Source organism: Campylobacter sp. LMG 17559 (genome assembly GCF_024723605.1).
Lineage (GTDB): Bacteria > Campylobacterota > Campylobacteria > Campylobacterales > Campylobacteraceae > Campylobacter_D.
The window spans coordinates 1-13372 of record NZ_JANQCZ010000020.1 but is presented as its reverse complement, the minus strand read 5'-3'; the positions used below and the strand labels follow the sequence as shown (position 1 = coordinate 13372).

The following is a 13372-nucleotide window of genomic DNA, read 5'->3' as shown; positions in this document are numbered from 1 at the left end:
ATTGATGAAGTCAAAGAAAGAGTTGAGGCCGGTAGTGATAATCGCAATAGGCTTTAAATTTCTAATAATAGCAAATCTTACTAGAAGCAAAGCTATTGTTATAGCTATAATTGCAATTATAATTTGTTGAAATAACAATTTGTTTACCGCGTCAGTATATATAGATTCATCTGTAATCGAACAAATTACATATTTGGGATTTAATGCTTGATTGCAAGTTACCACTTGGGTTTTACCTGCTCCATCTTTAGCATAAAACAAGGTTTCTTCTTTGCTTGGATCAGCTAAATCAGGATTAGCTTTTATAGCGTTTGCTATATTGACACTTAAATCGTTTTTAGTAAGCATTCTTTCTTTGTCTTCATGGAAGGTTATAATACCTTCTCTATCATAAACTGCAACATAAGAGCTATTAGAGTGCCCCAGCGATAAAACATCGGTTGAAAACCTTGAAAGATCATAATCTCCTGCTGCAACACCTATAAATTTACCACTTGAATAAATTGGTGCAGCATATGTTACAGTTATTTGACCGCTAGAAGCAGAGACATAAGGATCGGTAACGATTAGTTTGCCAGCAGCCTTTGCTTCTTTATACCAAGGTCTATTTTTAGTATCATATCCACTTGTGATATCATTAATAACTTTGTTGGATCTGTAAGTTTTACCAGTGTCTTCAAATCCAATGTAAACAAGTTCAAAATCTGATGACTGTTTTAGAGTGCCTAAAATATCTATAATTTCATCTTGATGCATATTTGGTTTGGAAGAGATCGAGTGTCCAAGAGAGTTGATTGCTGCTCTTTTTGAACTACCATAAAGTTCATATACCTTTGTAACATCTAGCATTGTTTTCATCTGTATTTCATACAGATAATCATTGATTGTTTTTTTAGATTCATAGTAGTTTATAACATTAACTACGGTTAAAATTGCTATAATTAACAAACAGGTTATAAATGTTAATTTACTTGATAAGCTTTTAAAGCTGAACATAAATACCTCCATTGTAATATTTTAAATTGATTAAATCAGACTCAGTTTTATATCATATTGATTATAAAAATATTATTAATTTTAATAATAAGTTTATTTGATTATTGTAATTTTTTATATATATTTAAGCTTTAATAGGTATAATTTCAATTTTATATGCGGGAATAGCTCAGGGGTAGAGCACAACCTTGCCAAGGTTGGGGTCGCGAGTTCGAATCTCGTTTCCCGCTCCATTATCACCCGCCCGGGTGGTGGAATTGGTAGACACAAGGGACTTAAAATCCCTCGGAATTTTTCTTCCGTGCCGGTTCAAGTCCGGCCTCGGGCACCACTTTTTGGTAACTCAAGGCGACATAGCCAAGCGGTAAGGCATGGGCCTGCAAAGCCTTGATCTCCGGTTCGAATCCGGATGTCGCCTCCAATGCGATGTTAACACTTGATATTTTTATTCTTTCGGGAGATGGCTGAGTGGTCGAAAGCGGCGGTCTTGAAAACCGTTGAGGGTCACACCTCCAGGGGTTCGAATCCCTTTCTCCCGGCCACTTTAACATAATTTTTCATATTTTTGTTTTCACATTTAAAAGATATTTCTTAATTTCTCTAAGAAATTAAGAAAATTATTCTAAGTCTAAAACCCCGCCTTTGCTAGCATTGCTTACAAGCTTTTGATACATTTTAAGCCATCTTGAATTTATTTGTTTATTTGGCATTTTAAAGTTTGCTTTGCGTTTGGCGATTTCATCTTGGTTTAAATTTGCATTGATACTGTAATTATCCACATCAATTTCTATCTCATCGCCATCTTCTAAAAGCGCTATAAGTCCACCTTCTGCAGCTTCAGGAGAAATGTGACCTATACTAAGCCCTCTTGTAGCTCCGCTAAAACGACCATCTGTTATAAGTGCTACTTTGGCACCAAGTCCCATGCCTGTGAGCAATGAGGTTGGACTAAGCATTTCTTGCATGCCAGGTCCACCCTTTGGTCCTTCATAGCGTATCACACACACATCACCTTCTTTAACTTTACCTTTTATAATGCCTTTAATGGCTTCTTCTTGAGAATTAAAACAAACCGCTTTACCTTTGAATTTACGTTCACCCATAATACCTGCAGTTTTTATCACACAGCCTTGTTCTGCTAAATTTCCAAAAAGTATAGCAAGTCCACCTACATTTGAATAGGCATTGTCTATTTTTCTTATAATATTTTCATCTTTAATGCTAGCATTCTCAATGCGTTCTTTTAAAGTTTTTCCGCCAATATCTAGAGTATCAAGTTCTAAAATATGGCCTGGTTTTTTAGCTATTTCAGCCATTACTGCACTTACTCCACCTGCTTTGTGTATATCTTCCATATAAACAGTATTTAAAGATGGAGCAATTTTGGCTATATGAGCCACATTAGCACTGATGTGATTGAGTTCTTTTATATCCAAATTTACACCTGCTTCATAAGCAATGGCAAGCATATGTAAGATAGTATTTGAGCTTCCACCCATAGCCATATCAACAACTAAAGCATTGTTAATGGACTTTTTAGTAATGATATTGCGAATTTTAAAACGCTCATCTAGGGCAATCTCGCAAATTCTACGCGCAGCCTTTCTTAAAAGCTCTTCTCTTTCTTTGCTAAGTGCTAAAATAGTTCCATTTCCTTCAAGCGCTATGCCCATAGCTTCACATAAAGTATTCATAGAATTTGCAGTAAACATACCCGAGCAAGATCCACCGCTAGGACAAGCTTTGCATTCTATATCTTTTAAATCATCTTCATTGATTTTTTTAGCCTCATAAGCTCCCACTGCTTCAAAAACAGAACTTAGACTGATTTTTTCTCCGTGTTTATTTACTCCTGCTCGCATAGGCCCACCGCTCACAAAAATAGTCGGCACATTAACTCTTAAAGCCCCCATGAGCATACCTGGAGTGATTTTATCACAATTTGGGATACAAATTAGTGCATCAAGTTGGTGTGCATTCATCACTGTTTCAATAGAGTTTGCAATGATTTCACGACTTGGCAAAGAATAAAGCATACCATCATGCCCCATAGCAATGCCATCATCTACACCTATAGTATTAAATTCAAAAGGAATGCAACCATTTTTGCGGATTTCATCTTTGATGATCTTTGCATATTCATTTAAGAAAAAATGTCCCGGGATGATATCTATATAGCTATTTGCAACACCTATAAAAGGTTTGTCAAAATCCTCATCATTTAAGCCACATGCTCTAAGTAAAGAACGATTTGGTGCTTTTAAATGTCCTTTTTTGATCGCGTCACTTCTCATTTGTATCCTTTTTTAAAGTAAAAACTATCATTTTATGCTTTTATTTTGCAATTTTTGCTTAAATTTTTTAAACTTAAATGGTATTTTAAAGAAAATTATTTAAAATGTGCAATTATTTTGATTTAAGGAATGTAATGCTTTTAACTAATCCGGTATTTATAGGCGTTGTATTAATGACGCTTTTGTGTTTTTTTAGGTTTAATGTTTTGCTTAGTGTTTTGCTTTCTGGGCTTTTTGTAGGCGTTTGGTCTAAATTTATGCATATAGAGCATTTAACTTTGATGGAGTTTTTTACCCAACTTCCACAAGCTATGATGGATTCTATGAAAATTTTAATCGATGGTATGCAAGGAAATTTACAAACAGCACTAAGTTATATTTTACTTGGAGCGGTGGCTGCTGCTATATCAAAAACTAATTTAACGGCATATTTGATTAAAATAGTTTCGCATTATATTTCACATAAAAAATACTTACTTATACTTTCTTTGGCATTTATTGCTTGTTTTTCACAAAATTTAATCCCTATCCACGTGGCTTTTGTGCCTTTATTGATCCCACCTTTGTTAAAGCTTTTTAATAAATTAAAAATAGACCGTAGAGCCATAGCTTGTGCGCTAACTTTTGGACTTACAACTCCTTATATGGTAGTGCCTTTAGGTTTTGGGCTTATTTTTCAAACTTTGCTTGTGGATAATTTAAATTCAAATGGAGTGCAAATTAGCCTAGGAGAAGTTTCTCAAACTATGGCTTTTGCGGCTATTTGTATGCTAGTTGGTTTGTTTTTGGCTGTGTTTGTATTTTATGCTAAACCAAGAGAATATCAAGAAGAGCAAATTGCCAAAATGGACTTTGAAAATCTAAAAATGAGTAAAAAAGAATGGGGTGTTTTAGCTGGTCTTTTGCTGACTTTGATTTTGCAAATTTTAACGCATAATTTACCTTTATCAGGGCTTTTAGGTTTTGTATTGATGGTGGTTTTGGGCGGAGTAGAATATAACAAAGTTAATCTAGTTTTTGATGATGGACTTAAAATCATGGGTTATATAGCCTTTGTAATGCTTGTTGCTTCAGGGTATGGAGAGGTTCTAAAGCAAAGTGGGGGTATAGCTGAGCTTGTAAAAACAAGTGTGCCTTTTATGGAACAAAGTCACTTTTTAGCTATTTTTATCATGCTAGCTATAGGGCTTTTAATTACCATAGGCATAGGTAGTTCTTTTGGTACTATTCCTATCATCGCTGCTTTATTTTGCCCTATATGTATAGAGCTTGGTTTTTCACCTGCTGCGATTATTTTTATCATCGGTGTTGCTGGAGCTTTAGGCGATGCAGGATCGCCTGCTAGTGAGACGACTTTGGGAGTGAGTGTAGGGCTTAATGCAGATAAGCAAGGTGATCACATCAAAGATACTTGTATACCAACCTTTTTATGCTTTAATGGCTCTTTACTTATCTTAGGTAGTGTTATAGCATTTTGCTTGCTTTAATATTAAAAGTCTAAAAAGGCTTTTAATATTCAAATTCTTCCACATAACCACAATCAATTGTAAGAATTTTCATTTGGAATGATTTTATAAACTCGATTATAGGTTCAACTCCACCATAAGGAAAAGAAATGGGGTAAAAATATAATTTGGCAATATTTTCCTCTATTTTTTCTATGGAGTGAAAATAATACTCTCCATTTCCTATACAATCAAAAATATCATCAAATTCCCAGCAATCTTTGCTTGAGAAATATTCTAATTCTTTTTTGCTATAAAAATTATATATACTTTCATCTTTTAAAATTTTAATATAATTAAATAACTCACATAATCTTTTAAAAGACTTTTCATTATTAATGATAAACTTAATAAAACAAAATTTTTCCATTTTTAATACATTAGCAAAATTCCGCTTGAGAGTCTGCTTGAAGATTTATTATACTCAATAAGACTCTCGCCATATCCGTTAAAATACTGAGTGTAAATATACAAGCCATTGTTAGAAATTTTATAAGCTCCGCTTAGCTCCACTGCACCGCGGTTATTAGCAAAATTTAAATTATTACGCCATAAGATATTGATAAAATAATCATCTTGAGTATAAGCAAGATTGATATCAAAATTACCCAAATATTTTTCTATATCAGGATTATCATCCTCTGAGCTTTTTTCAGGAATTCTTAGCCAAACCCTAGGTATGAACACAAAGTCCCCAAAAAACCACGCATTGCTTAGATAAATTCTATTCCAAGATCTTGATTTTGGATCATCTTGTCCATTTGATTCGTGTAATAAGCCAACGCGTACATTTTTTAAATTTTCAAAAGCTCCATGCCCACTTATAGGAAAATTGATGAAAAATTCAGGCAAATAATTAGTTTCTCTAAAAGGCGATGAATGCTCATAAAGCTGCCACCACGAAATTTGTGTATAAGCTATGTTGTAACTTTCATTTAAACCCAAAAGATTTTCAAAAAGAGTTTTTTTAAGACTAATTTGAAATTTAGTTTCAGTGCTTTTATAATCTCTTTTGCTAAAACTATAAGAAACAGGCATAAAATAACTAAGATTATGCGTGCTAATACCAAAAGGATTGTATGATTTTTCTGTGCCAAGGTAATTTGCTAAGGCTTCGCTTCTTGGGTTAAAATCATCTATTTTATGTTCTTTTGTTGTATTTTGCTCATTATTAAGAGAAAGTTCTAAATTTTTTGTTTTTGCTGTATCTTTTAAAGCTAAGCTTTTATAAATTTGCATAGCCTTTTTATACTCACCTTGCCTTTCATATTCTAAGGCTTGATTGATTAAATCCTCATTTGCTAAAGCACTAAAAGCACATAGTATGGGTAAGATTGTCTTTTTCATGAAGCCACTTTTTGTATTCGTTTAAATAATTTAAATTTATAAACTCATTTTCATTTTCAAACTCTATAAATTCTGCTTTCATTGTATCACAAAAAAGGGCTAGTTTGTGGTTATTTTCTTGTAAAAATTGCAAAGTTTTTTCAAAATTTCTACTATGATAAAATCCGCACAAATAATGCTTGTGTTTTTTTGTGCTTGCTAAGAGTATATTTTGTGCTTTTAGATGATGAAAAAGTTTATAAATACTTTCTTTGCTTATACTCGGAGTATCTACACTAAGGATAAATACATAGGTATTTTGAAAATGTTTAAGTATAGAATTTAAGGCAATGAGTGGAGAATAGTTGTTTAAATCCTCATCTAAAATAAGTGCTAAGTTTTTTTGATGAAATTTATCTTTTTTAGCGCTAATAAAAACTTGATTAAAAATTCTTGACATTTTTTCATACTGATAAAGAGTTAAGTTTTTATCATCTACTTGCAATAAGCTTTTATCTTCTCCCATGCGTGAAGACTTTCCGCCACATAAAATCACACAAGGATAGGGAATTTTTTCACTCATAAAAACCTCATAAATTCATCAAAATATTTTATAATACATTTATGAAATATACAGATTTAATACAAATAAAAGATTATTTTAAACAATTTCAAAGGCTAAATTATCTCAAACGCCTTGATGATAATATCTTAGAGCTTAGCTTAGATCATCAAGCTTTTATACTAGATTTAACACGCGGAAAAAGTGGAATTTACCAAGATAAGCTCCAAGCAAAAGTCTATAACGCACCTTTTGATTTTATGTTAAAAAAATACTTCTCTAATGCAAAGATTTTAAATTTAGAAGTATTAGAAAATAATAGAATTTTATCTTTTGAAGTTTTATCAGAAAAATCTTACAAAGCTTATGGGGCTAAGATTTATTTTGAATTTACAGGAAAAAACACCAATGTCATCATCACAGATACTAATGATATTATCATAGAAGCTTTGCGTCATATAGATAAAAGTTATCGTATTGTAAAAATAGGCGAAAAACTCCAAGCTTTAAAAGCTTATGAGATTAAAGAAGAATTTGTAAAGATTGATGATTTTAATGTGTATTTTAAAGAAAGTGCTAAAAAGTTACAGCAAGAGCGCTTAAAAGATATAAAAGAAAATAAACTTTTAAATGTAGATAAAAAAATTTTTACCCTTAAAGAGAGTATAGAAAAATTAGAACAAGAAAGCAATTTATTAAAAAAAGCTCAAGAGTTAAGCCAAAAGGCAGATGTTTTATTTGCTAATTTAAATTCTTTAAAAGATTATCAAAGAGAATTTATTTTGCAAGATTTTAATGCAAATGAGCTTGCTTTTAAGCTTGAAGATACACCTAAAAATAGTGCGAATGAATTTTACAAAATGGCTAAAAAGCTAAAACAAAAGGCTAAAAATATCAACATAGAAAGAGAAATTTTAAGTGAAAAACTTGATTTTTTAATTAACTTAAAAGATTTAATTACTAAAAGCACTTCTTTGCGAGAATTAGAAGTTTTAGTGCCTAAAAAAACCAAAAAAACCAAAAAAGAAGAGTTAAATGCAAGGGTTAGTAGCTTTTATTTTGATGAGTTTAAAATCAGCGTAGGACGCAATGAAAAAGCTAATGAGTATTTATTAAAAATAGCTAAAAAAGATGATATTTGGTTGCATGTGAAAGATTATCCTAGTGCGCATGTGATCATTACTTCAAATAAATTAAAAATAAGTCAATTAGTGCTAGAATTTGCCGCAAAGCTTTGTGTGGAATTTTCCAAGCTAAGCTCTGGAGCTTATTTGGTCGATTATACGAGTAAGAATTTTGTTAAGGTTAGAGAAAAGGCTTTTGTAAATTATACAAATTATAAGACTATAAGCATTTTAAAGGAGTGAATATGCCTATAAGTCCCATAGGTGGCGTTAATTATGCTAACCAAAATGCACCAGTACACTCAGCACAAGCAAGTAATGAACTAGCAAAAGATTCTTTTGCAACTTTAGTAAATATGAGTGAGTTTCAAGCAAAAGAAAAGGCAGTTGAAAAACTTGAAAAAGTTAATCAAACCCACGAAGTAAGCGATGAAGTAAAAGAAAGACAAGAGGAAGAAAGGAAACATTCTAAACATCATCAAGAACAAGAGCAAGAAGATGAAGATGAACAAGAAGAGCAAGAAGTAGTTAAAAAAAGCTCTCATTTGCTTGATTTAAGTATATAGAAAGGATAAAAATGTTTTCAAAGACAAGAATTTTTAGTGCTATTGTGATGATAGCTGTGATAGCTGTTGTTGCTTTAGTGGATAATTTTTTGATTAATTTTGCTATTTTTGGTGTTTTATTGTTTTTGGCATTTAATGAAGCAAAGGCTATGTTTAAAAGCAAACATGCAAGTGCTTTTGTGGCTTTGTGTATTTTTGCAATAGGAGCATTTTTAGATAAACCTTTTTTTATAGGCCTTATGGCTTTGATTTTGATTTTGGGATATTTAGTTTATAAAAAAAGTGAAAATTTAAATGAGCTTATGCCTTATATATATCCTACTTTACCTATTTTAATGCTTTATCAAGTATTAAGCTATGAGGGTATGTTTGTATTGTTTTGGCTTATAGTGATTGTCGTTGCTTGCGATAGTGGGGCGTATTTTATAGGAAAACTCATTGGTGAGAGAGCTTTTTCTCCAACAAGCCCAAATAAAACCTTAGAAGGTGTAGTAGGTGGCATAGTTTGTGCAGGGATTTTAGGAACTATCATAGGTTCTTTTGAATTTAGCTTAGTAAAAAGTATTTATATATCTTTAATAGTAGCTATTTTTACTGTGATAGGGGATTTGCTTGAGAGTTATTTTAAAAGACAAGCAGGCGTTAAAGATAGCGGTAATTTAATCCCAGGGCATGGGGGAGTTTTAGATAGAATTGATGCTGTTATCATTGCAGCATTTGCAATGGCAACTTTAGTATGATTGTACTTGGAAGCACAGGAAGTATAGGGGTTAATACTCTTTTTATTGCCAAAGAAAAAAACATAAGCATAGAGGCCTTATCTTGTGGTAAAAATATCAAGCTTTTAAATGAGCAAATAACTCTTTTTAAGCCTAAATTTGTATGCATACAAGATGAAAAAGATAAAACCTTGGTTGATCATGATAAGATTTTTTGCGGCCAAGAGGGCTTAAAAGCGATGATAGCTGAGTGTAAAAGCTCTTTGGTGGTAAATGCTATAGTAGGTTTTGCAGGCTTAAGTTCAAGTCTTATGGTGCAAAAGCTTGGTAAAATTTTAGCCTTGGCAAATAAAGAAAGCCTAGTGGTAGCAGGGAAATTTTTTGACACTTCTAAGGTTAAAGCTATAGATAGCGAACACGCAGCGTTAAAGTGTTTAATAGATAAAAGAAAAAATATTAAAAAACTTTTCATCACAGCAAGTGGAGGAGCCTTTTATAATTATAAAATCAAAGATTTAAAAAATGTTAGCGTAAAAGAAGCTCTCAAGCATCCTAACTGGAGTATGGGGGCTAAGATCACTATAGATAGTGCTAGTATGTGTAATAAGCTTTTTGAAATCATTGAAGCTTATCATCTTTATGGTATTAAGCAAATAGATGCTTTGATAGAAAGAAAATCTTTAGTGCATGCTTTGTGTGAGTTTAAAGACGGTGGTATAAGTGCGTATTTTTCTCATGCAAATATGCGTTTGTCTATAGCTCAAGCGATTTTAGATGAGCATGATCAAAGCTTTATAGAAAATTTAGATTTATTAGCCATGCCAAGTTTAAAATTTGAAAAAATTAGTTTAAAAAAATATCCTATATTTTCACTCAAAGATGAGCTTTTGAAAGAGCCTGATTTGGGTGTGATTATAAATAGTGCAAATGAGTATATGGTGTATCAATTTTTAGCCCAAAAAGCACAGTTTTTAGACATAGCTAAAGGAATTTTTAAAGCATTAGATTATTTTAGTGTGCCAAAGATTAACCAAATTGAAGATGTTTTTGAGTATGATAAACAAGTAAGGCTTTATTTAGATAAGGAAATGAAGTGAGATATTTTTTAAGTGTTTTGATTTTTATAAATGCAGTTTTTGCTTTAGAATTTAGTGTGAAAGAAAATGGAAAAAGTTTAGATGATAATAACACAGTTTTAATCCTTGGAGGCATACAAGGAGATGAGCCAGGCGGGTTTCATGCAGCTAGTTTGCTTTTGAGTGATTATAATATCACTAAAGGTAAAATCATCGTTGCGCCAAATTTAGCTTTTGAAAGTATTATTGCTAGAAATAGAGGAAATTTTGGAGATTTAAATAGAAAATTTGCTCATATAGATGAAAGCGATCCTGATTTTCACACTATAGAGCGTATAAAAAAGCTTATTTTGGATCCTGAAGTTAATATGGTTGTAAATTTACACGATGGAAGCGGTTTTTATAGACCACAATATGAAAGCAAAGATAAAAACCCAAACCGCTGGGGTAACACTAGCATTATCGATCAAAGTGAGGTAAATTCTACTAAATATGCAGACTTAGAAAGCATAGCTAAAGAAGCGGTGGAAAATATCAACAAAGCTTTGGTAAAAGAAGAACATCAATATCATTTAAAAAACACCAAGACCCAAGAAAGCAATGACAAAGATATGCTAAAGGCTTTAACTTATTTTGTAGTGTCAAATCACAAAGCAGCCTTTGCTAATGAAGCGAGCAAAAATTTACCTACACATTTAAGAGTGTATTATCATCTTTTGGCGGTGGAGTATTATCTAAAAAAGGCAAATATAGAATTTCAAAGAACTTTTGAGCTAACTCCAAATGGAGTTTATAGAGCTATTGAAAAGCCTTTAGAAGTAAGACTTTTTAATGATAAAATTTTACTTTATCTTGACAAACCTACTAATGCCATAAATTTTTTGCCTTTTCCTGTTAATCAAGCTTTAAATTATGAAGCAAGCAATGAGATTACAGCAGTGATTTCAAACGCTAATTCATATTCAGTCAATTACGGCAATCGCTTGCAAACAAGATTATATCCTGAATACTTTGAGTTTTCAAATGCGCTAGATAGTGTTGAAATGATAGTAGATGGAAAAAATATACAAACAAATTTTGCTCAAAAAATCATGGTAAAAAATAGCTTTAAAATTCCTTCCATTGTAGGTGTAAGGGTTAATGTCATAGGTTTTGATAGGGGTAATGATGAAAGTGGTATAGAGATAAGTAAAAATCAAATGCAAAGTCGTTATTCTTTAGATAAAAAAAGAAAAATTTATAGAGTGGAATTTTATGAATTAAAAAATGCTAATTTAGCAGATCAAGCCTTAGAAAAAAAGACAAATTTTAAAGAAATCAAAAAAGCAAACATACCTGCAAAAGCCATAGAAAAAGCAGAGCAAAAAGACAAATTTATCGGTATGATCTTAGTGGAATTTCAATGAAAAGCTTAATCCTTGCCATAGAAAGCTCTTGTGATGATAGTTCTATTGCTATCATAGATAAAAACAGCTTTGAATGTATTTTTCATACAAAGATTTCTCAAGAAAATGCCCATAGTGTTTATGGTGGGGTAGTGCCTGAGCTTGCAGCAAGATTACACAGTGAAGCTTTACCTAAAATCTTAGAAAAATGTCAAAAATACTTTGATAAGCTTTGTGCCATAGCAGTTACAAATGAACCTGGTCTTAGTGTGAGTTTGATAGGTGGAGTAGCTATGGCTAAAATGCTTGCCATTAGTTTAAAATTACCACTTATAGCGATTAACCACTTAAAAGGACATATTTATTCTATGTTTTTAGATAAAAAAGCTAGTTTTGATATGGGTGTGTTGCTTGTAAGTGGTGGGCATACTATGGTGCTTTTTATCGATGAGCAAGGTAAAATCACAGAGCTAGCAAGAACAACCGATGATAGCTTTGGAGAAAGCTTTGATAAAGTAGCTAAGATGATGGGGCTTGGTTATCCTGGTGGGGCCATCATAGAAAATTTAGCTAAAAATGCAAAAGAAAGTGATTTAGAATTTAGCATACCCTTACTTCATTCTAAAGACTTAGCTTATAGTTTTTCAGGACTTAAAAACCAAGTGCGTTTGGAAATTTTAAAAGAAGAGTTAAACTTAGAGCGTAAAAGTAAAATCGCCTTTGCATTTCAAAAAGCAGCCATAGCGCATATTTTAAACAAGTTAGAAAAAATTTTTAAAGAGTATAAATTTAAGCGTTTTGGTATAGTAGGTGGAGCTAGTGCAAATTTAAGCCTAAGAAGTCAAATAGAGCGTTTATGCCAAAGCTATCAATGTGAGCTTTTGCTAGCTCCACTTGAGTATTGCTCAGATAATGCTTTGATGATAGCAAGGGCAGCTTGTGAGGCTTATGAGCGTAAAGAATTTGTAAGTATTGAAGATGATCTTATAAGCCCTAAAGTAAAAAACTTACAAGGCGTATTATGAAAAAGGCTTTTACTATTATAGAGCTTGTGTTTGTGGTGATTATACTTGGGGTTTTAGCTGCGGTTGCTTTGCCAAAATTTAGCACAAGTAAAGATGAAGCAAGTACAACTCAAGCTTTGGGAAATTTAAAAACTTTTATCAATGATGTAAGTTCTTATGTACTAAAAAATGAAAGTCTTTCAAGTATAGCTTTGATGAGTAATGTAGCAAATATAAAAAATGAAGATTTATCAAATTTGCAAAATTCCACCAAAGAGCTTGATTTTAGTGTAGGAAATGATGAACAGTGTTTTAAGGTGCTTTTTGTGGATAAAGAAAGCATTTTACTTTTAGCACTTATAGTAGATAATGCTCAAAAAAGCAAAGTCCAAAATATAGCAGATTTAAAAAATCAAGCTTTGAAAGATCCTAAAAATCAAAGTATAAAAACTCAACTAGATGAGGCTTTAAATGCTTTTAGTCAAAGCGAATTTTCAAGCACTTCAAAGTCTAAGGCTTGCCAAAGTTTAATCCACTCTAAAGCTTTTAAAGACTTGGCTACTAGGGTGTATTTTTTAAGTGGTAGTTAAAAATACACCCCACCACTTAAATATAATTTCATTCTATGCTCATCATCGTATTTATATTGATGTAATGCTCTTGCTGCATCAAGCTTTATATAATACTCATTAGTTTTATTATAAAGTACTTGTAAACCTACTGCATCTAAAAAATGCTCATCTGCTAATCTACTTCCTGAATCTTTTTCATACCAAGCATAACCTACATCATAAAAAGGAGTAAAATAAAAATTC

13 protein-coding genes, 4 tRNA genes and 1 pseudogene are annotated in these 13372 nt (G+C 31.9%); 12 read left to right on the top strand and 6 right to left on the bottom strand.

All coding sequences use genetic code 11. The annotated features are described in order from the left end of the window. On the bottom strand, positions 1 to 858 hold an 858-nt coding region (locus CAMP5082_RS07840), incomplete at its 3' end, for a cache domain-containing protein (protein WP_337206392.1). Positions 859 to 1154: 296 nt separating this feature from the next. Between CAMP5082_RS07840 and CAMP5082_RS07835 the strand changes: the two genes are divergently transcribed. The 4 genes from CAMP5082_RS07835 (at position 1155) to CAMP5082_RS07820 (ending at position 1538) form a co-directional block, all read left to right on the top strand. Continuing rightward, positions 1155 to 1229 (top strand) — tRNA-Gly (locus CAMP5082_RS07835). Between the two features lie 9 nt (positions 1230 to 1238). Then, positions 1239 to 1327: transfer RNA gene (locus tag CAMP5082_RS07830), tRNA-Leu, on the top strand. Between the two features lie 16 nt (positions 1328 to 1343). Next, positions 1344 to 1417, top strand: a tRNA-Cys gene (locus CAMP5082_RS07825). A gap of 33 nt (positions 1418 to 1450) precedes the next feature. Further along, positions 1451 to 1538: transfer RNA gene (locus tag CAMP5082_RS07820), tRNA-Ser, on the top strand. Between the two features lie 75 nt (positions 1539 to 1613). Here CAMP5082_RS07820 and ilvD read toward each other — a convergent pair. Next, complete coding sequence (ilvD, locus tag CAMP5082_RS07815; RefSeq protein WP_337206391.1) at positions 1614 to 3290, bottom strand: dihydroxy-acid dehydratase; 1677 nt, start codon at positions 3288 to 3290, stop codon at positions 1614 to 1616. 134 nt (positions 3291 to 3424) lie between these two features. Here ilvD and CAMP5082_RS07810 point away from each other — a divergent pair, with 134 nt between their 5' ends. After that, complete coding sequence (locus CAMP5082_RS07810) at positions 3425 to 4777, top strand: Na+/H+ antiporter NhaC family protein (protein ID WP_442863333.1); 1353 nt, start codon at positions 3425 to 3427, stop codon at positions 4775 to 4777. A 22-nt stretch (positions 4778 to 4799) separates the two neighbouring features. Here CAMP5082_RS07810 and CAMP5082_RS07805 read toward each other — a convergent pair whose 3' ends face one another. Genes CAMP5082_RS07805 through CAMP5082_RS07795 form a run of 3 tightly spaced genes read right to left on the bottom strand, consistent with a single transcriptional unit; the run spans position 4800 to position 6704 of the window. Further along, positions 4800 to 5165, bottom strand: a complete 366-nt coding sequence (locus tag CAMP5082_RS07805) for a hypothetical protein (protein WP_337206389.1) — start codon at positions 5163 to 5165, stop codon at positions 4800 to 4802. 2 nt (positions 5166 to 5167) lie between these two features. Further along, positions 5168 to 6142, bottom strand: a complete 975-nt coding sequence (locus CAMP5082_RS07800) for a phospholipase A (RefSeq protein ID WP_337206388.1) — start codon at positions 6140 to 6142, stop codon at positions 5168 to 5170. Continuing rightward, positions 6105 to 6704, bottom strand: a complete 600-nt coding sequence (locus tag CAMP5082_RS07795) for a molybdenum cofactor guanylyltransferase (protein WP_337206387.1) — start codon at positions 6702 to 6704, stop codon at positions 6105 to 6107. The genes CAMP5082_RS07800 and CAMP5082_RS07795 overlap by 38 nt, the downstream gene beginning before the upstream one ends. Before the next feature lie 41 nt (positions 6705 to 6745). On the opposite strand from CAMP5082_RS07795, the gene CAMP5082_RS07790 reads away from it, so the two are divergent. Genes CAMP5082_RS07790 through CAMP5082_RS07760 form a run of 7 tightly spaced genes read left to right on the top strand, consistent with a single transcriptional unit; the run spans position 6746 to position 13147 of the window. Next, positions 6746 to 8050, top strand: a complete 1305-nt coding sequence (locus CAMP5082_RS07790; RefSeq protein ID WP_337206386.1) for an NFACT RNA binding domain-containing protein — start codon at positions 6746 to 6748, stop codon at positions 8048 to 8050. Positions 8051 to 8052: 2 nt separating this feature from the next. Next, positions 8053 to 8373 carry a hypothetical protein gene (locus CAMP5082_RS07785; protein WP_115646350.1) on the top strand — a complete coding sequence of 107 codons (321 nt, stop codon included), beginning with the start codon at positions 8053 to 8055 and terminating at the stop codon, positions 8371 to 8373. Between the two features lie 11 nt (positions 8374 to 8384). After that, positions 8385 to 9113 carry a phosphatidate cytidylyltransferase gene (locus tag CAMP5082_RS07780; RefSeq protein WP_337206385.1) on the top strand — a complete coding sequence of 243 codons (729 nt, stop codon included), beginning with the start codon at positions 8385 to 8387 and terminating at the stop codon, positions 9111 to 9113. Beyond that, entirely contained in the window at positions 9110 to 10189 is a 1080-nt protein-coding gene (gene dxr / locus CAMP5082_RS07775; RefSeq protein ID WP_337206384.1) for a 1-deoxy-D-xylulose-5-phosphate reductoisomerase, read from the top strand. Before CAMP5082_RS07780 ends, dxr begins: the two co-directional genes overlap by 4 nt. Next, the gene (locus CAMP5082_RS07770; RefSeq protein WP_337206383.1) at positions 10186 to 11574 is read left to right on the top strand and encodes a M99 family carboxypeptidase catalytic domain-containing protein; all 1389 of its coding nucleotides are present in this window, start codon (positions 10186 to 10188) and stop codon (positions 11572 to 11574) included. The genes dxr and CAMP5082_RS07770 overlap by 4 nt, the downstream gene beginning before the upstream one ends. Then, a complete protein-coding gene (gene tsaD / locus CAMP5082_RS07765) occupies positions 11571 to 12578 on the top strand; it encodes a tRNA (adenosine(37)-N6)-threonylcarbamoyltransferase complex transferase subunit TsaD (protein WP_337206382.1) in 1008 nt (335 codons plus the stop codon). Before CAMP5082_RS07770 ends, tsaD begins: the two co-directional genes overlap by 4 nt. Then, on the top strand, positions 12575 to 13147 hold the full coding sequence (locus tag CAMP5082_RS07760; RefSeq protein ID WP_337206381.1) for a type II secretion system protein: 573 nt from the start codon (positions 12575 to 12577) through the stop codon (positions 13145 to 13147). Before tsaD ends, CAMP5082_RS07760 begins: the two co-directional genes overlap by 4 nt. Here the strand turns inward: CAMP5082_RS07760 and CAMP5082_RS07755 are convergent. Then, a pseudogene (locus CAMP5082_RS07755) lies at positions 13144 to 13372 on the bottom strand (ShlB/FhaC/HecB family hemolysin secretion/activation protein); the annotation flags it as partial. The gene CAMP5082_RS07760 and the pseudogene CAMP5082_RS07755 overlap by 4 nt on opposite strands.